Genomic DNA, 24,631 nt, shown 5'->3' with positions numbered 1-24,631 from the left:
AGACACATCATCATGATGAAAGCCCGACTTACCCTGACCGCCGCCGCGCTGGCGCTGGCGCTGTCCGCCGGAGCGGCGATGGCGCAGTCCCAGGGCGTGAGCAAGACCGAGATCACCATCGGCTCGATCCAGGACCTTTCGGGCCCGCTGGCCGGCTTCGGCAAGCAGGTGCGCCTGGGCATGATGCTGCGCGTGGATGAAGCCAACGAGCAGGGCGGCGTCAACGGCCGCAAGCTCAAGCTGCAGGTGGAAGACTCGGGCTACGACCCGCGCAAGGCTGTGCTGGCGGCGCAGAAACTCGTCAACCAGGACAAGATCTTCGCCATGGTCGGCCACATCGGCACCGCCCAGAACATGGCCGCCATGCCCGTGCAGTTCCAGAAGAACGTGATCAACTTCTTCCCGGTGACCGCCGCACGCGAAATGTACGAACCGCTGCACAAGCTCAAGTACTCCTTCGCCGCCACCTACTACGACCAGATGAAGGACGCCGTGCCCAAGCTGGCCAAGGAAAAAGGCGCCAAGAAGGTGTGCGCGCTGTACCAGGACGACGAATTCGGCCTGGAAGTCTTCCGCGGCGCCGAAGACGGCCTGAAGGCCGCCGGCATGCAGATGGGCGAAGTCACCACCTACAAGCGCGGCGCCACCGACTTCGCCTCGCAGGTGCAGAAGCTGGCTTCGGCACAGTGCGACTTCGTCGTGCTCGGCACCATCATCCGCGAGACCATCGGCGCCATCGCCACCGCCCGCCGCCTGGGCTTCAACCCCACCTTCATCGGCTCCAGCGCGGCCTACACCGACCTCATCCACAAACTCGGCGGTGCGCCCATGAACGGCCTGTACGCCACCATGACGGTGCAACACCCGTACCTGGACGAGGCCTCGCAACCCATCCGCTTCTGGGCCAACAAGTACAAGACCAAGTTCAACGAAGACCCGACCGTCTTCTCGGTCTACGGCTACAACGCGGTGGACATCTTCATCAAGGCCGCCAGCAAGGCAGGTGCCAACCTCAGCACCGACAGCTTCATCAAGGCGATGGACAGCATGACCGTGCCGCCCGACATCTTCGGCGGCGCCGAGCAGACCTTCTCGGCCACCAAGCGCCTGGGCAGCAACGCCTCGCGCCTGTCGCAGATCCAGGACGGCCGCTGGAAAGTGGTGTCCGACTACGTGAAGAACTGAACCAGACCCTATTCCTGCTGTCACCCAGGTTCGCCGGACCTGCCCAGGCAGGCCCGGCGCTTCGGCCGCCGCGCTGTGCGCGTGCGGCTTTTTTCTGGGTGGGGAGGGGGGCTTTCGACCCGTAGCAGTCATCCGGCCGCGGTCACGCGCGTGACCTGATCGGTAGAGCCGCCAGGCGCCCAGGGCACGATGAGGGTGATCGGGCGATCAGGCTTCCACTGCGCCATGGCGCCACCGGCAGCGACGGACAACAGAGCCGCGACCAGAGCGGCACGACGCGAAACGGGCTTTGCATGCGATGTCTCCTGTATTAATTAACTGAAAAGTGAATAATGAGGAGAGCCCCTGGCAGCGTCAACGGCCGCCCGGACTCAGCCTCTCAGGACATACCCTAGGATCACATCGCACATGTGCGAAAGCCGCTCGGCATGCGCCTTGGGCGTCATGAGGTCGCGCCCGAAGATGGTCGAGAGCGTGGAGTTGTTCGAGAGATAGAAGTGCGACAGGCCCGCGATCGACACGTACAGCTGCACCGGATCGACCCCGCCCCGAAAGCGCCCCGCCGCGCGGCCGCGCACGAGCACTTCGCCCAGCATGGCGATCAGCGGGGAGTTGAGCTGGCGCGCCTGCTCGGACTGCTCCAGATGCCGCGCGCGGTGCAGGCTGGCGCTGTTGAGCAGGGTGAGAAACTCGGGGTTTTCGAGGTAGTAGGTCCAGGTGAATTCCACCAGCCTGCGGACGGCGGTTTTGGGCTGAAGCTCCAGCAAATTGAGCTCTTGCTCCTTCTCCCAGATGTGCCGGTAGGCCTGCTCCAGCACCGCCTGGAACAGGCTCTCCTTGTCCGAAAAATAGTAGTAGATCAGCCGCTTGTTCAACCCGGCCCGCTCGGCGATGCGGTCCATGCGCGCACCGCCGAGTCCGTGCTCGGCGAACTCGCCGCGGGCCGCAAGCAGGATGGCGTTCTGGGAGCGGTCTGCGTCGCGCAAACGCTCTTCGCCGGCAGGGATCGTGGTGGCACTATGCGGCCATAGTTCACAGAATGGTTAATAAAGTCAAGCCAGCGCCGTCCCACCACCCCTGAAGGCCAACGAGGTGAAGTCCAGTCCAGGGGCGCCGTGGAACTGGTTTGGCCAGGCCACAGGTGCCGCCCCCCTCGAAGTGCCGAAGGCGCGCAACAGAGGGGGAAGCTGCAAAGCGGCGCAGGGGGTGCACCTTTACTTCACCAGCACAGCCCGGAAATCGTTGACGTTGGTGTGCGTTGGCCCGGTGATGACCAGATCGCCCAGCGCTTCGAAGAAGCCGTAGGCGTCGTTGCGGGCCAGGTGGTCCGCCACTTTCAGACCACGCTCCTGCGCACGGCTCAGGGTGTCGGGCGTGACGATGGCGCCCGCGTTGTCTTCCACGCCGTCGATGCCATCGGTGTCGGCGGCCAGCGCCCACACGCCGGCCTGTCCGTCGAGCGCCTGTGCCAGGCCTAGGCAGAACTCGCCCGCACGCCCACCCCGCCCCTTGGGCTGGCCCTCGGCGCGCGGCCGCACCGTCACCGTCGTTTCTCCGCCGCTGAGGATCACACAGGGCTTGGTAAAGGTGCTGCGCCCATTCGCGGTCGAGCGGGCCAGCGCCGCGTGCACCTTGCCCACCTCGCGCGATTCGCCTTCGATCTCGTCGCTCAGCACGTGCACCTGCAGGCCCAGCGCACGGGCCGCCTCGGCAGCGGCTTCCAGGCTTTGCTGCGGTGTGGCGATCAGCTCGACCCGGTGGCCATCAAACAAGGCATCGCCCGGTTTGGGTGTTTCCAGCGCGCCACTCTCCAGTTGGGCAAGCATGGCCGCAGGCACTTCAATGCCGTAGCGCCGCAGGATGGCCAGGGCATCGGCGCAGGTGGTCGCGTCGGGCACGGTGGGGCCGCTGGCGATCACGCTCACCTCGTCACCGGGCACATCGCTGATGGTGAGCGTGACCACCTGGGCCGGCGCGCAGGCTGCGGCGAGGCGCCCACCCTTGATGGCCGAGAGGTGCTTGCGCACCGTGTTCATCTCCAGGATGTTGGCACCGCTTTCGAGCAGTTGGCGGTTGATGCGTTGCTTGTCTTCCAGCGTCAGCCCCTCGCACGGCAGCGTGAGCAGCGAAGAGCCGCCGCCCGAGATCAGGCACAGCACCAGATCGTCCGCGGTGAGCCCTTCGGTGAGTTGCAGGATGCGCCGGGCGGCATCGAGCCCGGCGGCATCGGGCACCGGGTGCGCGGCCTCCACCACCTCGATGCGCGCAGGCAGCCCTTCGGGGCGGGGCGGGATGTGGTGGTAGCGCGTGACCACCAGCCCGGAAAGCGGTGCGTCCTGCGGCCACAGGGCTTCAACGGCCTGGGCCATCGCGCCACCGGCCTTACCCGCACCGAGCACCAGGGTGCGCCCTTTGGGCGGCGAAGGCAGGTAGGCCGCGGTGTTGTGCAGGGGCAGTGCGCGCTGCACGGCGACCTCGTACAGGTGGCGCAGCAAGGCGGTGGGGTTGTCGTGCAGATCGGGTTTCGTCATGGGCGGGGGGAGATGGCACCGGGGTGCGGTGCGGGCAAGAACGTTGAGATGCCTGACATTGTCGGCACAATGGCGCGCACGGCCTTGGCGCCACTTTCTGGCTAGCGCGTGCCCGTCGCCCAGCCATCGTCGCGCATGGTCAGCTTGCCCAGCAGGGCCGAAAACTGGGCCCGCTCCTTCGCGGTGAGCACCGACAGCATGGCCTCTTCGCGGCGCTCGAAAGGCTTGATCACGCGCTCGTACATTGCCAGGCCTGCCGCGGTGAGGCTCAGCAAGGTGCGCCGGGCATCCGATTCATCCACGCCCTTGCGGATCAGCTTGCGCGCATCCAGCTTGGTCACGGCCTGGCTGATGCTGTTCTTGGGCCTGCCCGTGATGTCGCAGATGTCCTGCGCCGTCAGGGTTCCCAATTGCTTCAGGGTGAACACCACCACGAACTCCGAGCGGGCCATGCCCACGTCGCGCATCATCTCGCTGTAGATCGGCTCCAAGAAGAAGTTCGAGAGGTAGTTCAGCCGGAACACCGTGTTCACCGCGCAATGGGAAAGTATGGAAATGCTGAGTTCAGTCATGGTGCATCAGTATTGACATTAGTTCTTTAAAGAACTACATTGGTTCTTCGCAGAACTTAAATTGGAGACATATCATGACAGCATCCCAAGTGAAAGTCACCTCCGAGGCGCGTCGCCGCCTGCTGGGCGCCGGTGCCCTGGTCACGGCGGGCGTGGCCCTCCCCGGCCTGCATGGCGCGGCCAGCGCGCAGACCCGATCCTTGAAGCTGTTGTCGGGCTATGCCCCCAACATCCCGTTCAGCCGCGACATCATCAACGTCTACATGGACCGGGTGCAGAAGGCCTCCGGTGGCCAGTTGGGCATGCGCCTGAGTGGCCCGGAGGTGGTGCCCTTCACCGACCAGTTCCAGCCTGTGGCGGCCGGCGCATTCGACATGCTGTTCACGCACGCGGCCTACCATTCGGGTACCACCGCCGTGGGCCTGGCCATGGATGCGGTGGCACCGGACCCGGCCCTGCGCCGCAGCAGCGGCCTGCTGGACTTCGTCGACGCCCACTACCGCCAGTTCGGCCTGAAGGTCATCGCCATTGCGGCCACGGGGACGCAGGGCTACCAATATGTCAGCAAGCAGCCGATCAAGGGCGCCCAGGGCCTGCGGGGCATGAAGGTTCGCGGCACGGTCTCCTACCACCCGATGATCCGAGCCCTGGGTGGCTCACCGGTCGTGCTCGGGGCGGGTGACGTCTACAGCGCGCTGGAAAAGGGCGTGATCGACGCGGCCGCGTGGGGGTCGACCGGCATCGTGGACTTCAAATGGTACGAGGTGGCGAAGTACGTGATGCGTCCCATGTTCGGCTCGGGCAACACCTTTCTGCTCATGAACCTCAAGGCCTGGAACGCGCTGCCCAAGGCGCATCAGGAAGTGCTGACCGCGCAGGCAGTGCAACTGGAGACGGAAACCATCGCGCGGTTCGACCAGTTGATTCAGGAGGAGCTGGTGGAGCTGAAAAAACGCGGCATGCAGGAAACCCGCTTCGACGCGGCAGATGTTCCGCAACTGGAGGCGTGGTGGGCGGATGGCCTCTGGGAATTGGCCAAAGCCAAGAACGGCGCTGTAGCCGACCAGATGCGGTCCCTGGTGAAAGCCGCCGGCCTGGCCCGCTGATGCAGGTGCTTCACCCGCTCAGGCGCTGGCACGACCGCTGGACGTCGGCGTCCTTCAGCCTCTCGTGCCTGGCGCTGGTGACACTGGCCAGCGCATACCTCGTCGAGGTGGTCTGTCGCTACGTGTTCAGCGCACCGACGCTCTGGGCATCGGAGACCGCGCAGTACGCGCTGTGTGCCTCCGTCGCGCTGGCGTTGCCCGACATCACGCGCAACCGGGGGCACGTGGCCATCACCTCCCTCGTGGAGCGGCTCACTCCGCGGCACCAAGCCGTGTTGCAGCGCTGGATCCACGCAGGCGCCGCGGCCTGCCTGCTCGCGCTCACGGCGGTCTTCATCGGTGTGACCGTGGACCAGGCGCGCCAAGGCCTGGAGACCGTCTCCGCCCTGGCCATTCCGAAGTGGTGGATCACGGCCGTCGTCGCCTGCGGATTTGCCGACGCGGCGCTGCACCTGGTGTGGCTGGCGGTGGGCGTGCCCAGCCCTTCGGCGCCCTCCTCCCCGCACTGACCCCGCTGAACGTCCTCATCGAAAGAAACAACGCGATGGAACCCGCATCCGCCCTCTCAGGAGGCCTGCTCATCCTGGTGATCGTATTGCTCACCGGTGTGCCGATCTACCTGGGATTTCTCCTGCTCAACGGCATCGGCATCTGGTACTTCTTCGGCAACAGCGGCGTGGGCCTGCTCGTCAACAGCGTGGTGGACTCGCTCACCTCGCTGAACATGACGACGATTCCTCTGTTCGTCCTGATGGGAGAAATCCTCTTTCGGTCCGGTGCGGTCGAAGTCGTCTTCGATGCCGTCAACCAGATGATCGGCCGCATCCGCGGGCGCCTCTATGTGTTCACGGTGATCCTGTCGACCATCTTCGGCGCACTGTGCGGTTCGGCCGTGGCGGTCGTGGCCATGCTGGGGCGCTCCGTGCTGCCCACCATGGTGCGCCGCGGCTACGACCCGCAGCTGTCGGCCTCGGTGATCCAGGGCGGCGCGTCGCTCGCGCCCATCATCCCCCCAAGCCTGCTGGCGGTCGTCATTGGCTCGCTGGCCAACGTGTCGATTTCAGACCTGCTGATCGCCGGCATATTGCCCGGCCTGATGCTGGCCGGCCTGTTCGTGGTCTACGTGTACTGGCGCATCGCGCGCGACCCGACCCTGGCACCGGTGGAGGAGGCGGGGCCGAGGCCGCGCCTGGCCGACGTGCTGCGCGCGACCGTGAGCCTGCTGCCATTCACCTTGATCATCGCGTCGGTCATGGGCCTCATGCTGCTGGGCATCGCCACGCCCTCGGAATCCGCCGCCACCGGCGTGGTGGGCGCCCTGCTCGCGGCGGCCTGCTACCGCAAGCTGGACCTGCGGATGCTGCGCGACGCGATTGCCAGCTCCGTGCGCATCAGCGGGATGATCCTGATCATCGTGTCGACGGCTGTGCTGTTCGGCCAGTTGCTGGCCTTCACCGGCGCGACCACGGACCTCGTTCAGGCCGTCACGGACCTCACCGTGCATCCGCTGGTGATGTTCTTCCTCCTCATGCTGATCCCCTTCGTCCTCTGCATGTTCATCGACCAGTTCGCCTTCATGCTGCTGGCGATCCCGCTTTATGCCCCGATCGTGGCGGCGATGGGCTTTGATCCCATCTGGTTCTGGACCCAGTTCTCGATCAACATGACGCTGGCCTCCCTGACGCCGCCCTTCGGCTACACGCTGTTCGCGCTGCGGGCCGCGGCACCCGAGCACCTGAACATCCAGCAGGTGTTCGCCGCGAGCTGGCCGATCGTGGCCACCGTCGTGTGCGGCATGACCATCATGACCGCCGCCCCCCAGATCATCACCTTTCTTCCAGGACTCCTGAAATGAGCCGTCTGGCCCACCCCATCGACGCCACCGGCACCGCCACCGTCTTTCACCGCATTGGCGAAGGCTCGTTGTCCCTTCGTGAACGGCGACCTTCTTCCACGCCGCGCGGCGCGGTGCTCTACATCCATGGCGCCACCGTCGGCTCCGTGTTCTATGACCTGCCCATTTCTGGCTACTCGCTGCTGGAGGCGGGGGCGGACGCAGGCTGGTGGTCTTTCGCACTGGACCTGGGCGGCTACGGCCGGTCGGAGCGGCCGGTGTCGATGTCGGCGCCTCCACAGTCATGCCCGCTCCTGTGCACCGGCGAGGACGCGCTGCGCGACATCGGCGTGGCGGCGGCGTTCGTGCTGCGCCACACCGGGCAGGATCACATCACGCTGGCCGGCAGTTCCTGGGGCAGCCTGACCACGGCGCGATTTGCCATCCAGCATCCGGACATCGTCAGGCAATTGATCCTGATGTCACCGCTGTTTGGTGCCCGGAATCCGTCCTGGCAGCAGGCCCTGGCCACCGCAGCCGACCCCGGACGGCTGCGGGACGACCTCGGTGGCTACCGGTGGACCTCACTGAACGACATCCTGGACCGGTGGGACCCGGAGGTTCCTAACGGCGATTTCGAACGCCGCCGCGATCCCGCCGTAGTGCGCGCCATGTTCGATGCCGAGGTCGCCGCGGATCCAATGGCCGCCGCGGTCGGGGCCTTCCGTTCGCCGAACGGCACCCTGCACGAATTGTTCGAGGTCTTCAATGGGCGCTCGCTGTACCGCCCGGAGTCGATCCAGATGCCCTGCCTGCTGGTGCGGGGGGCCCATGACCTGACCGCGACCGAAGCCGACGCGGCTCAGATCCACGCCCGCCTGGGCACGCACGACAAGACCTGGGTCACGATTCCCGACGCCGGGCATTTCATGCAGGCCGAGCGCAATGCTCCGCGCCTGCATTCGGCGGTGCTCCAGTTCCTCCGCCGCGGTTCATGACCCGCGCAGGCGGCCGAGCTCCGCCTCCGCCACATCGATGCGCACCGTGCCGCTGGCCACCAGCACCTGGGCCACGTGATCGACCTCGTCGCCCACCGCGCCGGCCATCATGGCCACTTTCTGCGCGTGCAGGGCCATATGGCCTTTCTGGATGCCGGTGGTGGCCAGGGCCTTCATGGCCGAGAAGTCTTGCGCCAGTCCCACTGCAGTGATGATGCGTGCGAGGTCTTCGCCAGTGGTCACACCCAAGGTCTTGAGCGCCACCTTGGCCATGGGGTGCAGTTTCGTGGCACCAATACATACCGAACCGACAAGAGGCCATCGTATTGGTAACGCGAGGCCCAACTCTGTGGTGCAGGGGACGCTGCGCGACTGCTTTAACAGATAGGCGAAGACCGCTCCTGGCCGGGAGCCGCCCACGGATGCGTGCGCGTCGGAAGTGTGCAACCGCCGCTCAGCAGACCTCGTCGCTCAGTTTCCAGAGCGCCCTTCTTTTTCAGAGTGAGCCGACAGCTCTGAGGCGTCCTGGGAAACCCCGCGGACTGTGCTGCCGGACTGAGCATGTCGCATGCAGTCCTACCAGAACCCACCACGCCCAAGCACCACAACCGATGCATGCGTCCGCAGCGCGGTTGCCGAATCAGGGAACCAGCCCGCGCTGTTTCAGCAATTCCAGCAGCGCAGGCGGAATGGGGCGGCAGGCGCAGTGCTGTGCGTGCTCCCAGTGCCACTGAAGCCGCTGCTCCGTGGTGGGCTTGGCGGGCATCGGGTGTTGCTGGTGCCATTCGGCGTTGAGCTTTTTCATGCTGCGGGCAGGTCTTTGTCGGCGCGCGGGGGGCGTGGCCACCAGCGTACATCAACGGGGCGTGGCGGCTGGTCCAATCGGGGGCAATGGGCCCTTTTCAGCCACCGCCCAGTCGCCGGGCTTCCACCTCGAACGGGTTGTCGCGGTAGGCTTCGCGGCCGCGCAGCCATTGCCAGGCGCCGGCCAGCAGGTAGGCGGGCAGGAACAGCGGGCCCCAGCGTTCGCACTGGCGCACGTGCACGCGTTCGTGGGCGCGCAGTTGTCGCATGGCGTGGTCGTGGGTGGCGATGACGACATGGCCGAAGGTGATGGCCGCGAAGGGCCAGCGGTGCCGCGGCGGGCGGCGCAGGGCGGTGATTTCGAGCACGCCGCCCACGCGCCGCAGGCGCGCGCCTGCGGGCATGAGCAGCAGCCCGAACGCCAGGCCGATGAGCGTGTTGGGCGCGGCCCAGGCGCGCCGCACCCAGCGCTGCAGGGTGGCAGCGGCGGTGCGGCGGCGTCGGCGCGGGGTTATGGCCGCACCAGGGTCAGGGTGTCACCCACGCGCTGGCGGGCGATGTCGGCCGGATGGAAGGGCAGGCTGTGCCAGCGCCGGGCCGAGAATTCGCGCAACTGGTCGTTGGCGTGTGGCGAAGCCGGGTTGGTCGACTGGCCGTAGGTCAGGATGGCCTGGGCCACCGGGCCGTTGCTGTCGAAGGTCACGGTCTGCACATAGCTGGTGCCGTAGTCGATGCGCAGGCCGCGCGCCGTGATGGGCGCCGGTTCCTGGCGGCCCAGGTTGTTGAGCACGCCTTCAAACTCTTCGCCGCCATGCAGGGCGATGGCTTCTTCGGTGATGTCGGGGCGCTGCACGCTGCCCAGGGTGGCGTCGAGCGCAAAGCCGCTGCCGCGGATGGCCTTGACGGCGCTGTCCAGCGCGGCCCACACCTTGGCGGCGGTGGCCGCGTCGGCCATGTTCAGGCCGGCCGGGGTGGCCACGGGTTGCTGCGGGTCGAAGGGCACGCGGTAGATGCCGGGGATGTTGCGCGCCGTGCGCCAGAACTCGCGGAACACGTGGGCGCCGCGCGATTCGATGTGGTTGTGGCGGTCCCAGCCTTTGAGGGCGGCGCAGCCGTCGCGCGACTCGGGCGTCGGCGCCTGGGTGCAGGCGCGCAGCAGGTCGGGCACGATGACCGAGGCCATGAAGTTGCGGTTCTGGAACAGCTGGCTCTGGATGGCGGTTGGCGTCACCTTGCCGCGGCCGAGCATCTCGGGGATCTCGGTCAGACCGGCGCGGGTGCGCGGGCGGCTCAGGCTGGTGTCACCCACCATGGGCGAGATGCCGTCGAAGGTCTGCCCCGGGTGGGTGTAGTAGAAGCTGTCGTTGCTGTTGTGCACCCAGTCGCTGCGGAAGGCCACGGGCATGCGCTCGATGGGAATCAGCCCCGGCACGGGCGAGCGCGGGTCCTGCTGCCAGGCGCAGTCGGCGCGCGCGCCGTTGAGCACGACCAGGCCGGCCGCTGCGCGCAGGGCGGCGGCGGCCTGGCTGGGCGTGCAGCGGGTCAGCTGTGCGGCGTCCACGTCGGGCACCACGCTCACATCGGCGTACATCGCGGTGCCCTGGCGGTCGGCGGCCAGGGTGTTGACCCAGGGCATGCCCAGGTTCTTTTGCGCGCGGTGCAGGTCCTGCACGCTGCGGGCGCGCGCGAAGGCCAGGGCGGTGTCCATCATGCGGGTGTTGCCGGTGTTGGCGTCGCGCAGGGCGTAGGCGGTCTTGGCGTTCCAGGTCAGGCCGGCGCGCGGGATGATGACCAGCGGTCCCCAGCGGCTGGACCACACGGTGTGCTGCACCGTCTGCGGCTTGCCGTCGGCGCCGGGCAGCGTCAGGCTGACCTGGCGCGCGCTCATCTTCTCGGGCTGGCCGTCCACCAGGTAGCTGGTGGGGTCGCCGTCGACCAGGGTCAGCTCGTACAGCGTGAAGCGCTTGCCGGTCGACACGGTGTGCGACCAGGCGACGTCTTTGTTGAAGCCGATGGACACCATGGGGTAGGTGCCGATGCCCACGCCCATCACGTCCATCTGGCCAGGAATGGTCAGGTGCATTTCGTAGAAGCGGTTGGGGCCGCTCCAGGGGAAGTGCGGGTTGCCCAGCAGCATGCCGCTGCCGTTGGCGGTGACGTCCTTGCCGAAGGCCCAGGCGTTGGAGCCCAGCGGCGAATCCAGCAGGCCCACGTCGCGCAGGGCCTGGGCGGCGTCGGCCAGGTCCACCGGCGCGGCGGCCGCCGGTGCCTGTGCGGTCTTGGGGGTGGGCCGGGGCGGTTGCGCGCCCAGCATGCCGTCGGCCAGCGCGGCAATGCCGGCCTGCACCGCCACCACTTCGGCCAGGCGCCGGTACTGCGGCAGCGTCATGGGCTGGACCCACGGCTTGCCGCGGCAGGCTTCGGGCAGGGTGGCGGCGTTGTCGGCCAGGAAGCGGTTGTAGCCGGCCACGTAGCCGCGCGCCAGGGCCTGTGTTTCGGCGCTGGTCTGCGCCCAGGCGCCTTCCAGCGCGGCGTCGTTCATGTGCGCGGCAACGAACAGGTCGATCTGCTGGTTGGGGAGGTAGCGGCGGCCGAGCAGACCGGTGGTCTTGGGGCCGAAGGTGGCGCTGCGCTCACCGCGCGCGGTGACCAGGCTGTCGGCCGTCATGCAGACGTTGTCCTGTGCGTAGGCGTAGGCCACGCCGTAGGCCAGCGATTCGGGGTCGCGCGCGGTGACGTGCGGAATGCCGTAGGTGGTGCGGGTCACGGTCACGCTGCGCTCGCCGGGCATGCCGGGGCCGCTGGCGCAGCCGGCCAGCAGGGCGGCGAGGGCCAGCGCGGCGGCGCTGGCGGGCAGGGGAATGGCCCGCGGGGAAGATCGGGACGGGGTAACGGTCATGGTTGTCTCCTCGGTGAAATGGGGCGGCGCGCTCCGTGCGCTGGGCAGCACGCGCGTGCTTTTTCATGCTACCGGCGTGTGCGGGGTCCTGGTGGTGGCAATCTGGCCGTCAGTGGTGGCAATATCGCCATCTTCACCATGACGTCATCGCCCCCACGCCCCTCACCGTCGGCCCGTTCTGCCGCTTCGCTGCCGGTGCGGGTGGGCATTCTCTGGGGCGCGCACAGCCTGGCCGCCAACGTCTGGGCCGTGGTCGAAGTGCTGCGCGCCGTGTCGATGCTGGCCACGGCGCGCGACGCGCCGCCGCCCGTGCAGTGGGGCTGGCTGGCGCTGCCGGTGCTGGGCGACGGCCCGCCGCCCGAGGTGCCGGACGCGGTGGCGCTGAGTGCGGTCGACGTGGTGGTGCTGCCGGGCTGGCTGGTGCCGACCGGGCCGCAGTTGCGCGAGATCAGCGCCGCACACGCGCAGCACCTGGCGCCGTGGCTGCAAAGCCATGTGGCGCAGGGCGGCCGGGTGGCTGCGTTGTTCAACGCTTCGGCGCTGCTCGCCGATGCCGGCCTCCTGGCGGGGCGCGAGGTCGCGCTGCCCTGGGTGTTTGCGCCCTCGGTGGTGTTCCAGGCGGGGCAGACGGTGGCGTGGCGGCGCGACCGCGCCTGGTGGGGCGACGGCAGCCTGTGGACCACCGCCGCCGTGCCGGACGCTGCGGCCGCGTTTCTGGACCTGCTGGCCCAGACCCCTGCGGCCGAATGGGCACAGGCGGTGGCCACCGCGCTGCTGTACGACCCCCAGCGGCAACTGACCGCGACGGCGGCCCTGGAGACGCCCACCAACCAGCCGCTGATGGCGGGGGCCCTGGAGCGGGCGCGGCGCTGGCTGCAGGCCCACCACCACGAACCCTACAGCCTGGCGGCCACGGCGCGGGCCGCGGCCACCAGCCCGCGCACGCTGTTGCGCTGGTTTGCGCAGGTGCACGGACAGACGCCGCTGGACTACCTGCACGGGCTGCGCGTGGCGCAGGCCCAGGCGCTGTTGCAGACCACCTACCTCACGGTGGAGGCGGTGGCGCAGCAGTGCGGTTATGGCGATACCGGGAGTTTCCGCAAGGTGTTCCAGCGCCACGCGGGCACCACGCCCGGCGCCTACCGCCGCCGCTTCCAGCTGCGCGCCAGCCGCAAGCAGTGGTCGGGACCGCGCGCCTGAGCGCGCACCGTGTCAGGACACGATGTAGGCGCCCGACCCGCACGCCAGCAGGGTGCCGTCGGGGCCGTGCAGTTCCATGCGGGTGGAGGCCACGCGCGAGCCCAGGCGCAGCACCTCGGCCGTGAGGTCGAAGTGCTGGCCGATGCCCGGGCGCAGGTAGTCGATGCGCAGGTCGATGGTGCCCAGCTTGGCAAACCGGTGCAGGCGCTGCGCCGGGGTTTCGTCCATGTGGCGGGCACCGATGGCGGCCAGGCAGGCCAGGCCGCCCATGGCGTCGAGGCCGGCGCTGATGACGCCGCCGTGCAGGCGGTTGTAGGCCGGGTGACCCACCAGTTGCGGGCGCATGTCGATGCGGGCGCTCACGCGCTCGGGCCGCAGGTCGGTGATGCGCAGGCCGATCACCTGGTTGAAGACGATCTGGTCTTCGAAGATGTGTTTCATCCCGGCGACGAACTCGGGTTCGAACGCGACCGGGGACGGCGGGAGTTTGCTCATGATGGACAGGGTGGGTCAGCGGGTCGGGCGTTTGGCGATGCCCATGAGTTTGGTGAGGATGCCCAGCATCACCTCGTCGGCGCCACCGCCGATCGAGGCCAGCCGGCCATCGCGGTACATGCGCGAGACCTGGTTGTCCCAGGTGAAGCCCATGCCGCCCCAGAACTGCAGGCAGGTGTCGGGCACCTGGCGGTTCAGGCGCCCGGCCTTGAGCTTGGCCATGGTGGCCCATTCGGTCACGTCTTCGCCGGCGACATAGTGCTCACAGGCCTGGTAGGTGAGGGCGCGCAGGGCTTCGACCTCGGTCTTGAGCTCGGCCAGCTTGAACTGCACCCACTGCTGGTCGGCCAGCGTGGCGCTGAAGAGTTTGCGCTCGTGGGCGTAGTCGATGGTCCACTGGATGCAGTTGTTCAGGCTTTGCAGCGTGCTGGCAGCGCACCACAGACGCTCTTCCTGGAACTGCTGCATCTGGTAGATGAAGCCGGCGCCTTCCTGGCCGATGCGGTAGCGCTGCGGCACCCGCACTTCGTCAAAGAACAGCAGGCCGGTGTCGCTGCTGTTCATGCCGATTTTTTTGATCTTCTGGCCGACCTCGAAGCCTTTGACCGTCTTGCCGTTTTCGCGCAACGGCACCATCACCAGGCTCTTGTTCTTGTGCGCCGGGCCGTCGCTGGTGTTGACCAGCATGCACATCCAGTCGGCCTGCAGGCTGTTGGTGATCCACATCTTCTGGCCACTGATGACGTAGTCGTCGCCGTCCTTGCGCGCCACGGTCTTGATGCCGGCCACGTCGCTGCCGGCGCCGGGCTCGCTCACGCCGATGCAGCCCACCATGTCGCCCGCGATGGCCGGTGCCAGAAACTGCGCCCGCAGCTCGTCGCTGCCGAAGCGGGCCAGCGCGGGCGTGCACATGTCGGTCTGCACGCCTATGGCCATCGGCACACCGCCGCAGTGGATGTGGCCCAGGGTCTCGGCCATGGCCAGGCTGTAGGAATAGTCCAGCCCCATGCCGCCGTAGGCCTCGGGCTTGGTCAGGCCCAGCAGGCCCAGTTGCCCCATCTGCTTGAACACCTCGTGCGCCGGGAAGATCTCGGCCGCTTCCCATTCGTCGACATGGGGATTGATCTGCTCGTCGATGAAGCGTTTGAGCGTCTTCTGGATCTCGCGGTGTTCGTGTGTGAACTGCATGGGGGGGCTCCTCGGTAGGGGGTGTCAGGGCGCGGCGTGGGCCTGCAGGAACAGGTCCATCGCGGTGTCGGTCAGGTCGTCCAGCGTGGCGCCGCCCCGGGCCACGCGCTGCGGGTCGTACCACTGGGCGGACCAGTTGAGCGCGCCAAAGATCATCAGCCGCACCAGGTGCAGGTCGCCGCGCAGGCGGCCGGCGGCCTGCAGCGCCTGCAGCACCGGCACCCAGGTGGCCTCGTAGGCGGTGCGCAGGCGGATGACGTCGCCGCGCTGGGTGTCCGAAAGCGAGCGCCATTCGTACAGCATCACGGGGATGAAGTCGCTGTCGGGCCCGAGCAGCACGGCAAAGTGCGCTTGCACCAGCCGGCGCAGGCGCTGTTCGGGCGTGGCGTCGGCAGGTTGGGTGGCCAGCGCCTGGGCCTGCGTGGCCAGGGCGCGCTGCATGCCTTCGAGCATCACGCTGGCGAGCAGGGCTTCCTTGTTTTCGAAGTGGTAGAAGGGCGAGCCCGGCTGCATGCCGGCGGCGGCGGCGATGTCGCGCGTGCTGGTGGCGGCAAAACCCTGTTGGCGAAACAGCCGGGCGGCCGTCTGCAACAGCAACTGGCGGCGGTTGCCGTCATCGCGCTCGTCGGCGGTCTTGCGTGGGCGGCCCCGGGCGCGGCGCGGTTCGGCCGGCGGGCCGGGCTCGGTGTGGGGCGGGTTCATGGGAGCGCACCATAACAGCGGCATCGATTTTTAGCAATCAAATGCTTGGCATAAATGTGTGGCCTGTGTCGCGGGGCGGACCCGCGTGCAACAGGTTGGCGGGAACTCGCGCTCTGAGTGGGTGTCTTATCATCCTTAAGTGAATTTAAGTTTTCGATGATCAGGATTTTTCTGAATCATGCTTCATTGAATTCTGCTTTTTAAGAAGCCTTGTGCGCGCTAACCTGCGCGTCTGTATCAACTTCCCTTTGTGGAGACAGCCCCATGAAAAAACTGCTTTCGCTGCTGGCCGTCGTGATGACGCTCGGCCTGAGTGCCGTGCACCTGGATGCCGAGGCCAAGCGCATCGGCGGTGGCCGTTCGGTCGGCATGCAACGCCAGGCGACCCCGCCGCAGGCCCCCAATGCCACGCCCGCCACCCCGGCCATGGCCGGTGCCGGTGCCGGTGCGGCCGCTGCCGCGCCCAAGCGCAACTGGATGGGCCCGGTGGCCGGCCTGGCCGCTGGCCTGGGCCTGGCGGCGCTGGCTTCGCACCTGGGCTTTGGTGAGGCCTTTGCCAACATGCTGATGATCGGCTTGCTGGTGATGGCGGGGCTGGCCGTGGTGGGCTTCCTGATGCGCAAGAAGGCCGCCCAGAACGGGGGCATGGCTTACGCCGGTGCCGGCGCCGGGGCCGGTGCGGGTCAACAAGCCAACGTCTTTCGCATGCCCACGCCCGCTGCGGGGGGCAGCGCCGCAGGCGGCTCGATGATCGGCAGCGCGCTCGGTGGCGGCCAGCCGTCGCAGGCCCGCATCCCGTCGGACTTCGACGTCGCGGGTTTCGTGCGCAACGCCAAGGTCAACTACATCCGCCTGCAGGCCGCTTACGACGCCGGCAACCTGGACGACATCCGCGAGTTCACCTCACCGGAGATGTTCGCCGAGATCCAGATGGACCTGCGTGAGCGCGCCGGTGCCACCCAGCAGACCGAAGTGCAGCAGCTCGACGCCGACGTGATCGAGGTGCTGGAAGACGGCAGCCGCTACGTGGTGAGCGTGCGTTTCACCGGCACCCTGAACGAAGACGGTGCGGTGGGCCCGGTCGACGAGATCTGGCACCTGACCAAGCCCCGCCATGGCCAAGGTGGCTGGGTGCTGGCCGGTATCCAGCAGGCTGCTGCCTGAAAAGAACCCCTCGTTCCTGTCTCAGGAACTCCTCGTTGCCCCGGCCCCGCGCCGGGGTTTTTTTTGCCGGTGCCGGCCGTGGCGCAGCACCGGCGGCGGGACTCAGCGCAGGCCCATGCAGTTGGCGTAGAAGGTGGTGGTGGCGGGCCAGTCGGAGAACACGCCCATCACCCCCACCTCCTTGGCCAGCACGTGCAGCGCCTGCAGCGTGTCGCCTTCGCGCTTCACGGCGCTGTCGAAGGTCTGGAAGTACCAGCCGTTGTTGCCGTCGGCGAGCACCCCCGAGCGTTCCAGCGTCCAGGTGATGAGCTGCAGGCCGGCGGTCTTGGCGTTGCGCGCGGCCTGCGACGGCACGATCTGGCCACCTTCGGCGGCCAGCAGCGCAAAGGTGGGCGGCGCCCAGATGTTGACGCCCTGGGCCTTGTAGCGGCGCAGGGTGGCCAGGTCAGGCAGGTCCTTGGGGCTGTCGGCGTCATCGAGGAACACCGCCTGCTGGCCGAACGCCGGTTCGTTCTTCACCCAATACAGCACGTCGTTGAGGTCGAACGACTGCGGGAACACCTGCTGCGGCTTCACGCCCGCGCGCTTGTACTCGTCGATCATCTTCTGCGCGTAGGCCTGCTGCGTGAAGCCGTTGAAGGGCATGGTCACGCTGGGGCTCTTGAGCTCGGGCGTCATCTTCACCCCCAGCTGCTTGAACAGTTCGATCGATTCGGCGTGCGTCAGCAGCGTGCCGCTGGTAGGGCCGGCGTACAGGTCGGTGCGCCAGTTGGCGGTGCCGGCGACGTACTGCGCCGGGGTGCGTGCCGCGGGGTTGAAGGCGTCCATCTTGCCGCGCAGGGTCTTGAACTCGGCCAGCGTGATGTCGCTGGTGCGGCATTCGGCCTGCGCCGGTTTGACCACCTTGCCGTCGGCATCGAGCACGGCGGGCACGAAGGGCTGGGTGCACTTGGCCGCCAGCGGCGTGAGCAGGATGTTGGTGGTGGTGTGCAGGTCGTTTTGCGCGTGGCGGCAGACGAGTTCCTGGTCCTTGGTGAAGGCCACATCGCATTCGAGCACGCCGGCGCCCATGCGTGCGCCGGCCAGGTAGGACTCGCGCGTGTGTTCGGGGAACTGCATCGGCGCGCCGCGGTGGCCGATGGAGAAGCTGCTGGGCCGGAAGTGGCCCCGCGTCGCGCACTGCTGCAACTGCTGTTTGAGCGCGCCGTCGGCCATGTCGTCGACCAGGAAGAAGGGCCGCGGGCCCAGCTGCACGTGGTGCGGGGCGAGCGGGGCGGCCGCGTCGGGCGCCGGGCGGCCCCCGGTGGACGCACAGCCGCTGAGGACGATGACCAGTGGCAGCAGCGGCAGCAGGATGCGCGCGGACAGACGGGGCGACGACGCCATGATGAAACCCTCCGGGAATGGTGAATGAATGGTGCGTGAAAAGCCGCAGCCCCAGGGTGGGGCTGGCGACGGCCGCATCTTCGGCAGGGTGTGTGAAAACGGCGTGACGGCGCGTTGTCGCGCCCGGGCTCAGCCGCGCGCGCGCACGGCCAGGCTCTGGGTGGCGCGGCCGATCAGGCCGGCTTCGTCAAAGAGCTGCGATTCGGCCAGGCCGCAGCCGTTGGGCGCGAGCAGGGTGCGGGCGTCGAGGCAGATCCATTCGCCGACCGGGCGGCGCAGCAGGTGGATGCTGAGGTCGGCGTTGACGAAGCTGTAGCGGGTGATGTCGAGCACGGCGGAAACGCCGTTGCCCGAGTCGGCGGCCACGGCGACCCGCTGGTAGCCGCTGGGGGTTTCGCCTTCGACCAGCGGGGCCGCCAGCCGGAACCACACCGCCGAGCGGCCCTGGAACATGCGGCCGCCGGCCGCGCGGGTTTCGACCAGGTCGGCGTAGCCCGGCAGCCCTTGCCCGAACGGTATGCGCTGCACCGGGCTGTCGGCCGGGGCGCGCGGCGCCTGCGGCAGGGGATGGCCGTCCAGCCCCTCGGGCAGGGGCAGGTCGCTTTCGCGCTGGGCCAGGGCGGTGAAGCGCGCCAGCTCCTTGCCGTGGCCCCAGATCCGCGCCGCGTAGTGCGCCGCGTTGCGGCCCGCGTATTCCGTGACGACCTCGATCTCCAGCTTGCCGATGGGCAGCGGGCGCAGCAGGTTGGCCGTGAGCCGGCCGATGTGTGTCAGCCCGTGTTCGCGGGCCACCGCTTCGATGGCGCGGCAGACCATGGCGATGGGTGGGCCGGCGTGCTGCTGGCCCGGATCCCAGGGGCCGCGCGTGAGGCCGGTGGCTTCGACCTCGCGCGGGGAATGCACCCGGTAGGCGGCGGACGGCGTGGGCGTTTCTGGGGTGTCGGTGTTCATGGCGTGGGGCTTGCTGGCGGTGAAGGGCGCCCTCCATTGAACGGGCAAGCCCGAGACCGGGCAGTCACGCAGGCGCCAGCCAGGCGTCGATTCAAGCGGCGCCACGGGCGCGCTGACGCAGCAAGCGCTGTTCCCGCTCGTTGGTCGTGAGGTCGGCTGCGCGGGCAAACGCCGCGCGCGCTTCGTCTTCGCGCCCCAGCTTGCGCAGCAGGTCGCCTTGCACGGCGGGCAGCCAGGGGTAGCGCTGCAGGGCCTTGTCGGCCAGCAGGGGCCCGACGATGGCGAGCCCGGCGGCCGGGCCCTGGGCCATGGCCACCGCCACGGCGCGGTTGAGTTCGACCACGGGCGACGGCGCCACGCGCATGAGTTCGGCGTAGAGCGCGGCGATGCGGGGCCAGTCGGTGTCGGCAGCGCGGTGCGCGCGCGCATGGCCGGCCGCGATTTCGGCCTGCAGGCGGTAGCTGCGTGCCGGCTGGCCCAGGGCCTGGGCGCGTTCGAGTGCGGCCAGGCCGCGCCGGATCAGCAGCCGGTCCCAACGCATGCGGTCCTGGTCCGCCAGCAGGATGGGCTCGCCCGCGGCGTCGGTGCGCGCGGCGGTGCGCGAGGCCTGGATTTCCATCAGCGCCACCAGCCCGTGCACCTCGGCTTCCTGCGGGGCCAGCTCGGCCAGCATGCGGCCCAGGCGCAGGGCCTCGTCACACAGCGCCGGGCGCATCCAGTCGCCGCCGCTGGTGGCGGTGTAGCCCTCGTTGAAGATCAGGTAGACCACTTCGAGTACCGACGCCAGCCGCTGCGCCAGCTCGGCCCCCTGCGGCAGTTCGAACGGCACCTGCGCGTCGGCCAGCGTGCGTTTGGCGCGCACGATGCGCTGCGCCACCGTGGCTTCGGGCACCAGATGGGCGCGGGCGATCTCACCGGTGCTCAGGCCGCCCAGCAGCTTGAGCGTGAGCGCCACGCGCGCGTCGGCTGGCAGCACCGGGTGGCAGGCGGTGAAGATCAGGCGCAGCAGGTCGTCGCCCAGCACCGCGTGTTCGCGCTGGCGGTCGAGGTCGTCGCTGAAGTCGGGCACCACGTGCGCCTGCAGGGCTTCCAGGTCGGCGGCCAGGTCACCGTGCCGCGCCTCGGCCATCTGGCGGTGGCGCAGGTGGTCGAGTGCGCGGTTCAGCGCCGTGGTCATGAGCCAGGCGCCAGGCTTGTCGGGCAGGCCGTTCACGGGCCAGTGTTCCAGGGCAGCGATCAACGCGTCCTGCGCCAGCTCTTCGGCCACGCCGACGTCGCGCACACGGCGCGCCACCGCCGCCACGATGCGGGCGGATTCGAGGCGCCAGACGGTGGCGATGGTGTCGTGGACAGCGCTGTGCACAGACGCAGATTACATCTGCGCGGGCGCGGCGTTTTCGTCCATCCAGAACACCTCCCACTGGTGGCCGTCGAGGTCGGCGAAACCGTGCTGGAACATGAAGCCATAGTCCTTGGGCTCATTGGGCGTGGTCGCCCCGGCGGCGACGGCCTTGCGCACCACCTCTTCGGCCTCGGCGCGGCTGTCGACCGACAGCGCGATCAGCACCTCGGTGGCCTTCCTGGCGTCGCTGACGGGCAGTTTGGTGAAGCCCTGGAAGAAGGGCTCGACCAACAACATGGCGTAGAAGTTCTCCCCGATTTCCAGGCACGCGCCCTGGTCGTTGGTGAAGCGCGGGTTGAAGTTCAGGCCCAGGGCCTTGAAGAAGGCCTGGGAGCGGGCCATGTCCTGGATGGGCAGGTTGACGAAGATCTGGCGGAACATGGGGCTGTCCTATGAGGTGGGTGGAACGAATGGGTGGAGGTCTGTGTGCGGGTTTACGCGGCGGCGAGTTCGCGGGCCAGGCGGCTGAGGTTCTGCTCGTTGGCGGGCTCGACGATGTGGCGGACGGCATCGGCCACCTGCGGGTCGTCGAACTGCTGCACCCAGGTCACCCGCGTGCCGGCCGGAATGGCTTCCAGGCCGATGTGCAGGTCGAAGAGCGGCGCGCAGGTGTGGCGGATGCGGACGCTGCGGTCGGGCTCGATCTGTGTGAACGTGGCCTCGTTGGGGTAGTGCCGGCCGTCCGGCCCGTGCATGGTGAAGGTCCACCGCCCGCCGGGCTGGAAGTCGAAATGCTCGAACGTGTTGGTGAAACCATCGGGCCCCCACCAGCGGGCAAGGCGCTCCGGGTTGCGGAGGGCGTCGAAGACGGCGGATGGTGGGGCGGCGAGCTCGCGGCTGTGGCGGAACGGGGTCATGTGTTTTCCGCCGCGGGGGGCTGGCTTTGCAGGGTTTTCATCTGGTCCAGCGCGGCGCTGGGCGGAAATTCGTCGAGCTCGATCAGCTGCCGCAACTCGATCACGGCGGCCTTGCCCTTGCCGGCCGGGTTGGGAAAGCGCCGGCTCCATTCCAGGGCCTCTTCGCGCGTGCGCACCTGGATCAGCGTGTAGCCGGCGATCAGTTCTTTGGCTTCGGCGAAGGGGCCGTCGATCACTTTGCGTCCACCGTTTTCGTCGTGGTGGATGCGCCAGCCGGTGCGGCTGGGGTGCAGGCCGCTGCCGTCGAGCAGCACGCCGGCGCGCGCCAGTTCCTCGTGGTACGCGGCCATCTCGGCCATCAGTTCTTCGGGCGCCTCGGGCGTGACCTCGGCTTCGAACTCAGGGCAGCTTTTGACGATGATCATGAATCGCATGGTGGTTCCTGTGTGAATGTGAATGCAAGGCCAGAACACCGCGGAACCGGCTTCGCCGGGCCGCTGGTGTTGCCCCTTGAGGGGTATGCGGCTACGCGCAGCGAGCAAGCAACGGGGTGGTCACATCGTCGGCTGCATCATGCTGTTGTGGTTGCCTTCGGTGTCGCGGAACACGACGTACTGACCGACGCCGGGAATCGCCATGGGTTCGCCCATCACCTCGCCGCCGGCCTCGCGCACCCGCTGCATCGCGGCGCGCACGTCGGGCACGCCGATCACCACCGAGGGGTGCTGCATCGGCCAGTCGGCGTGAAAGGGGAACAGCCCGCCGTTGATCGAGCCGAGCGCGGCCTCGGGCGGCATGGGCGGCCGGGCCCCTGCGGGCGCGGTGTTGACCAGCAGGTAGTTGCCCATGTCGGGGCCCAGGAACTGGTGCGTCCAGCCGAAGGCGGCCGCGTAGAAGCGGGCCGCGCGTTCGCGGTCCTTGTAGGGCATTTCGAAGTGCACGACGGCGCACATGGGGACGGTGGCGGTGGTCATGGGGAGCCTTTCAGGCAGGGGTTTCACAAAGGGCCTTCAGCGCCTGCAGCGCCTGGGGCCAGGTCTGGTTCATCCAGTCTTCGTAAGTGCCAAACACGTCGCAGTCGATGCGCAGGCGGGTGCCGCCGGCCTCATCGGTGAAGGTGTAGTTCTCGTAGCACGGGGCCCAGGCGCGCACGGCGTCGCTGGTGGTGTCTTCCACGCCTTGGTTGATCATGCCGATGTGGCGGATCGAGACGAATTCGGCCGGCCGGTGGGCGGCGATTTCCGACAGCATGCCGTCGCCATGCGGGGCACAGAACCGGATGCGGGTGCCGGCTTCCCAGCTGCCCTCGTAGCGCGAACCTTCGCAGAACGTGGCCGTCCATTGTTCGTAGGTGGGCGTGTAGAGCATGGTGCGCCAGACGTGTTCGCGCGGCGCGGCCACGGTGATTTCGAAATGCAGGGTGGGCATGGGGGGCTCCGGGGTGTCAGGCGCCGAGGTAGGCGCGTTCGAGCGTGGCGATGTCGAGCTTGCGCATCTGGCGCAGGGCGGTGGTCATGCGCTGCACGCCGGGGCCGGGCGGGCCGGCCAGGCGCTCCATGAGCTGCGTGGGGATCACCTGCCACGACACGCCGAAGCGGTCCACCAGCCAGCCGCACATCTCGGCTTCGGGCACGGCGGACAGCGCGGCCCAGTAGCGGTCCAACTCGGCCTGGTCGGTGCAGCGCAGCACCAGCGAGGCGGCCGGTGTGAGCGTGAAGTGCGGGCCGCCATTGAGCAGCGAGACGGCGTGGCCGTCCAGGTCGAGGCTGACCAGCAGGGCGGTGCCTTCGGGCAGCGGCTCGCCGGGGCCATGGCGCAGCACCCCGGTGATGCGCGCGTTCGGCAACACCGCCGTGTAGAACTGGGCGGCTTCCTCAGCCTGGGTGTGGAACCACAGGCAGGTGTGGATGCGGTCGGTCATGGCGCGGTCTCCGTGTCGACGCCGGGGCGGGGCACCATGCCCGCCGCGTGGCGGCGTCTTCAGGGGGACGACGAAACAGCCTGCGCAAAATCGACAGGCTCCGGATCAGGGGAAACCCTGGGTATCAGGTAGCGCGCTGCGCCAGGGCCTGGCGGAACAGGTCCCACAGGCCCTGTGTGGGCCCGCCCAGGGTCGCGCCACGGCGTTTGAGCAGGGCAATGCGCCGGTGGATGTCGGGCTCTACCAGGGGCACACAGCGCAGCGAGCGGGCTTCGGCGGTGCGCATCGCCAGCCGGGGAATGACGCCGATGCCGTGGCCGGCGTGCAGCCAGCCGAGCAGGCTGGACAGGTGTTCCACCTCGTCGAACCAGGGCGGGGCGATGCCGTGCGCGTCGAGCACCGCGTCGATCTGGCGCCGGTTGGCCGAGGTCGGGCGCAGCGCCACCACCTTTTCCGAGGCCAGTTCCTGCCAGCGGATGCGGCGGCGGCGCGCCAGGGCGTGCTCTGGCGACATGGCCAGCACGAACGGGTCTTCGCCGATCACATCGGCTTCCATGCCGTGCAGCTCGTCGCTCCACAGGCCGACGCCGAATTCGGCACGGCCGCTGCCGACCGACTCGATCACGCGCTGGCCGGTGTCGTCGAGCACGGTGACCCGGACCTGGGGGTAGTGGTGGTGAAAGCGCGCGATGACCTCGGGCGCGATGGCGTAGGCCACCGTGGTCAGGCAGGCGAACTGCACCGAGCCGGTTTCGCCGCGCGCCATGCGGCTGGCGGCCAGCAGGTGCTGGTCGAGGCCGGCCACCTGCTCGGCCACACGGCCGACCAGCCATTCGCCCAGCGTGGTGAACGCCACCGAGCGCGTGGTCCGGTCCACCAGGCGGCCGCCCACCGCCTCTTCCAGCAGTTGCAGGCGGCGGGTCAGCGCGGGCTGGGTGATGTGCAACTGCCGGGCGGCCTGGACGAAGCTCTGTGCCCGGTGCAGCTCGATCAGGGCGCGTAGCGCGTCGAGGTTGTAATTGATGCGTATGGCTGATCAATTCCAAAAAATTCATCAATTTACCTGAGCGCCCCCCGCACCTACATTCGCGCTCCGGAGACCCCCATGCCGATCATCAAATTCCACGTTCCCGATCACCCGGCCGACGACCAGGCGCTGGCGCAGATGGCCGACCGCATCCACGAAGTCTGCGTGGGCGCGCTGCAGGCGCAGCCCGATGCCATTCAGCTGCTGATCGTGCCCAGCCGGGTGCTGTGCGGACAGCCGGTCTACATCGAGGTGCTGTACCGCGAACAGCCGCACCGCAACGCGCCGGTGATGGCACAGCTCATGCAGGTGCTGGCGGCGCAGTCGCAGGCCGTGTTCGGCGCCACGCCGCGCATCCGCTGCATCGCGGTGGACCAGCGGCTGCTGCACGCGCTGCATTGAGGTGACC

29 protein-coding genes are annotated in these 24,631 nt (G+C 68.4%); 8 read left to right on the top strand and 21 right to left on the bottom strand.

The window, feature by feature from the left end:
• Nucleotides 1-15: 15 nt before the first annotated feature.
• Entirely contained in the window at nt 16-1,185 is a 1,170-nt protein-coding gene (locus L0977_RS06205) for an ABC transporter substrate-binding protein (RefSeq protein WP_234263983.1), read from the top strand.
• 128 nt (nt 1,186-1,313) lie between these two features.
• Here L0977_RS06205 and L0977_RS25415 read toward each other — a convergent pair whose 3' ends face one another.
• From L0977_RS25415 to L0977_RS06190, 4 genes are all read right to left on the bottom strand, one after another.
• Nucleotides 1,314-1,436, bottom strand: a complete 123-nt coding sequence (locus tag L0977_RS25415; RefSeq protein ID WP_267966351.1) for a hypothetical protein — start codon at nt 1,434-1,436, stop codon at nt 1,314-1,316.
• Nucleotides 1,437-1,556: 120 nt separating this feature from the next.
• Nucleotides 1,557-2,171, bottom strand: coding sequence for a TetR/AcrR family transcriptional regulator (locus L0977_RS06200; RefSeq protein ID WP_234263982.1), 615 nt, complete (start codon nt 2,169-2,171; stop codon nt 1,557-1,559).
• Between the two features lie 228 nt (nt 2,172-2,399).
• The gene (locus L0977_RS06195) at nt 2,400-3,716 is read right to left on the bottom strand and encodes a glycerate kinase type-2 family protein (RefSeq protein WP_234263981.1); all 1,317 of its coding nucleotides are present in this window, start codon (nt 3,714-3,716) and stop codon (nt 2,400-2,402) included.
• A gap of 101 nt (nt 3,717-3,817) precedes the next feature.
• Entirely contained in the window at nt 3,818-4,288 is a 471-nt protein-coding gene (locus L0977_RS06190; protein WP_234263980.1) for a MarR family winged helix-turn-helix transcriptional regulator, read from the bottom strand.
• Nucleotides 4,289-4,362: 74 nt separating this feature from the next.
• Between L0977_RS06190 and L0977_RS06185 the strand changes: the two genes are divergently transcribed.
• Genes L0977_RS06185 through L0977_RS06170 form a run of 4 tightly spaced genes read left to right on the top strand, consistent with a single transcriptional unit; the run spans nt 4,363 to nt 8,226 of the window.
• Nucleotides 4,363-5,394: a TRAP transporter substrate-binding protein gene (locus L0977_RS06185; protein WP_234263979.1), complete on the top strand. Its 1,032-nt coding sequence runs from the start codon at nt 4,363-4,365 to the stop codon at nt 5,392-5,394.
• Complete coding sequence (locus tag L0977_RS06180; protein WP_234263978.1) at nt 5,394-5,903, top strand: TRAP transporter small permease; 510 nt, start codon at nt 5,394-5,396, stop codon at nt 5,901-5,903. Before L0977_RS06185 ends, L0977_RS06180 begins: the two co-directional genes overlap by 1 nt.
• Complete coding sequence (locus L0977_RS06175; RefSeq protein WP_234263977.1) at nt 5,798-7,249, top strand: TRAP transporter large permease; 1,452 nt, start codon at nt 5,798-5,800, stop codon at nt 7,247-7,249. The genes L0977_RS06180 and L0977_RS06175 overlap by 106 nt, the downstream gene beginning before the upstream one ends.
• Nucleotides 7,246-8,226 (top strand): alpha/beta hydrolase, encoded by a 981-nt coding sequence (locus L0977_RS06170; protein WP_234263976.1) that lies wholly within the window; start codon nt 7,246-7,248, stop codon nt 8,224-8,226. The genes L0977_RS06175 and L0977_RS06170 overlap by 4 nt, the downstream gene beginning before the upstream one ends.
• On the opposite strand, the gene L0977_RS06165 is transcribed toward L0977_RS06170, so the two are convergent.
• The 4 genes from L0977_RS06165 to L0977_RS06150 form a co-directional block, all read right to left on the bottom strand.
• Nucleotides 8,221-8,646 (bottom strand): hypothetical protein, encoded by a 426-nt coding sequence (locus tag L0977_RS06165; RefSeq protein WP_326491055.1) that lies wholly within the window; start codon nt 8,644-8,646, stop codon nt 8,221-8,223. The genes L0977_RS06170 and L0977_RS06165 overlap by 6 nt on opposite strands.
• Before the next feature lie 220 nt (nt 8,647-8,866).
• On the bottom strand, nt 8,867-9,031 hold the full coding sequence (locus L0977_RS06160; protein WP_234263974.1) for a hypothetical protein: 165 nt from the start codon (nt 9,029-9,031) through the stop codon (nt 8,867-8,869).
• 97 nt (nt 9,032-9,128) lie between these two features.
• The gene (locus L0977_RS06155) at nt 9,129-9,494 is read right to left on the bottom strand and encodes a signal peptide prediction (protein ID WP_234263973.1); all 366 of its coding nucleotides are present in this window, start codon (nt 9,492-9,494) and stop codon (nt 9,129-9,131) included.
• A 47-nt stretch (nt 9,495-9,541) separates the two neighbouring features.
• Entirely contained in the window at nt 9,542-11,929 is a 2,388-nt protein-coding gene (locus L0977_RS06150; protein ID WP_234263972.1) for a penicillin acylase family protein, read from the bottom strand.
• A 138-nt stretch (nt 11,930-12,067) separates the two neighbouring features.
• Between L0977_RS06150 and L0977_RS06145 the strand changes: the two genes are divergently transcribed.
• Nucleotides 12,068-13,129: a helix-turn-helix domain-containing protein gene (locus tag L0977_RS06145; protein WP_234263971.1), complete on the top strand. Its 1,062-nt coding sequence runs from the start codon at nt 12,068-12,070 to the stop codon at nt 13,127-13,129.
• 12 nt (nt 13,130-13,141) lie between these two features.
• On the opposite strand, the gene L0977_RS06140 is transcribed toward L0977_RS06145, so the two are convergent.
• Genes L0977_RS06140 through L0977_RS06130 form a run of 3 tightly spaced genes read right to left on the bottom strand, consistent with a single transcriptional unit; the run spans nt 13,142 to nt 15,514 of the window.
• Nucleotides 13,142-13,624: a thioesterase family protein gene (locus L0977_RS06140; protein ID WP_234263970.1), complete on the bottom strand. Its 483-nt coding sequence runs from the start codon at nt 13,622-13,624 to the stop codon at nt 13,142-13,144.
• 15 nt (nt 13,625-13,639) lie between these two features.
• Nucleotides 13,640-14,812 (bottom strand): acyl-CoA dehydrogenase family protein, encoded by a 1,173-nt coding sequence (locus L0977_RS06135; protein ID WP_234263969.1) that lies wholly within the window; start codon nt 14,810-14,812, stop codon nt 13,640-13,642.
• Nucleotides 14,813-14,836: 24 nt separating this feature from the next.
• Nucleotides 14,837-15,514, bottom strand: coding sequence for a TetR/AcrR family transcriptional regulator (locus L0977_RS06130; RefSeq protein ID WP_234263968.1), 678 nt, complete (start codon nt 15,512-15,514; stop codon nt 14,837-14,839).
• Nucleotides 15,515-15,778: 264 nt separating this feature from the next.
• Here L0977_RS06130 and L0977_RS06125 point away from each other — a divergent pair, with 264 nt between their 5' ends.
• Nucleotides 15,779-16,678 (top strand): Tim44 domain-containing protein, encoded by a 900-nt coding sequence (locus L0977_RS06125; protein ID WP_234263967.1) that lies wholly within the window; start codon nt 15,779-15,781, stop codon nt 16,676-16,678.
• Between the two features lie 102 nt (nt 16,679-16,780).
• On the opposite strand, the gene L0977_RS06120 is transcribed toward L0977_RS06125, so the two are convergent.
• From L0977_RS06120 to L0977_RS06075, 10 genes are all read right to left on the bottom strand, one after another.
• The gene (locus tag L0977_RS06120; protein ID WP_234263966.1) at nt 16,781-18,064 is read right to left on the bottom strand and encodes a glycerophosphodiester phosphodiesterase family protein; all 1,284 of its coding nucleotides are present in this window, start codon (nt 18,062-18,064) and stop codon (nt 16,781-16,783) included.
• Between the two features lie 129 nt (nt 18,065-18,193).
• On the bottom strand, nt 18,194-19,015 hold the full coding sequence (locus L0977_RS06115) for a thioesterase family protein (RefSeq protein WP_234263965.1): 822 nt from the start codon (nt 19,013-19,015) through the stop codon (nt 18,194-18,196).
• Between the two features lie 91 nt (nt 19,016-19,106).
• Complete coding sequence (locus L0977_RS06110; protein WP_234263964.1) at nt 19,107-20,378, bottom strand: RNA polymerase sigma factor; 1,272 nt, start codon at nt 20,376-20,378, stop codon at nt 19,107-19,109.
• 9 nt (nt 20,379-20,387) lie between these two features.
• Nucleotides 20,388-20,798: a VOC family protein gene (locus L0977_RS06105; protein ID WP_234263963.1), complete on the bottom strand. Its 411-nt coding sequence runs from the start codon at nt 20,796-20,798 to the stop codon at nt 20,388-20,390.
• Between the two features lie 53 nt (nt 20,799-20,851).
• Complete coding sequence (locus L0977_RS06100; RefSeq protein ID WP_234263962.1) at nt 20,852-21,274, bottom strand: SRPBCC domain-containing protein; 423 nt, start codon at nt 21,272-21,274, stop codon at nt 20,852-20,854.
• On the bottom strand, nt 21,271-21,708 hold the full coding sequence (locus L0977_RS06095; protein ID WP_234263960.1) for a YciI family protein: 438 nt from the start codon (nt 21,706-21,708) through the stop codon (nt 21,271-21,273). The genes L0977_RS06100 and L0977_RS06095 overlap by 4 nt, the downstream gene beginning before the upstream one ends.
• Nucleotides 21,709-21,828: 120 nt before the next feature.
• Complete coding sequence (locus L0977_RS06090; protein WP_234263959.1) at nt 21,829-22,248, bottom strand: VOC family protein; 420 nt, start codon at nt 22,246-22,248, stop codon at nt 21,829-21,831.
• Nucleotides 22,249-22,258: 10 nt separating this feature from the next.
• Nucleotides 22,259-22,702: an SRPBCC family protein gene (locus tag L0977_RS06085; protein WP_234263958.1), complete on the bottom strand. Its 444-nt coding sequence runs from the start codon at nt 22,700-22,702 to the stop codon at nt 22,259-22,261.
• A 16-nt stretch (nt 22,703-22,718) separates the two neighbouring features.
• Nucleotides 22,719-23,195 carry a VOC family protein gene (locus L0977_RS06080; protein WP_234263957.1) on the bottom strand — a complete coding sequence of 159 codons (477 nt, stop codon included), beginning with the start codon at nt 23,193-23,195 and terminating at the stop codon, nt 22,719-22,721.
• Between the two features lie 124 nt (nt 23,196-23,319).
• Nucleotides 23,320-24,219, bottom strand: a complete 900-nt coding sequence (locus L0977_RS06075; RefSeq protein ID WP_326491054.1) for a LysR family transcriptional regulator — start codon at nt 24,217-24,219, stop codon at nt 23,320-23,322.
• Nucleotides 24,220-24,300: 81 nt separating this feature from the next.
• Here L0977_RS06075 and L0977_RS06070 point away from each other — a divergent pair, with 81 nt between their 5' ends.
• A complete protein-coding gene (locus L0977_RS06070; protein ID WP_234263956.1) occupies nt 24,301-24,624 on the top strand; it encodes a tautomerase family protein in 324 nt (107 codons plus the stop codon).
• The last annotated feature ends 7 nt before the right edge of the window (nt 24,625-24,631 follow it).

This window comes from Hydrogenophaga sp. NFH-34, assembly GCF_021401345.1.
GTDB lineage: Bacteria > Pseudomonadota > Gammaproteobacteria > Burkholderiales > Burkholderiaceae_C > Hydrogenophaga > Hydrogenophaga electricum.
This window is presented reverse-complemented; position numbering and strand designations above follow the sequence as displayed.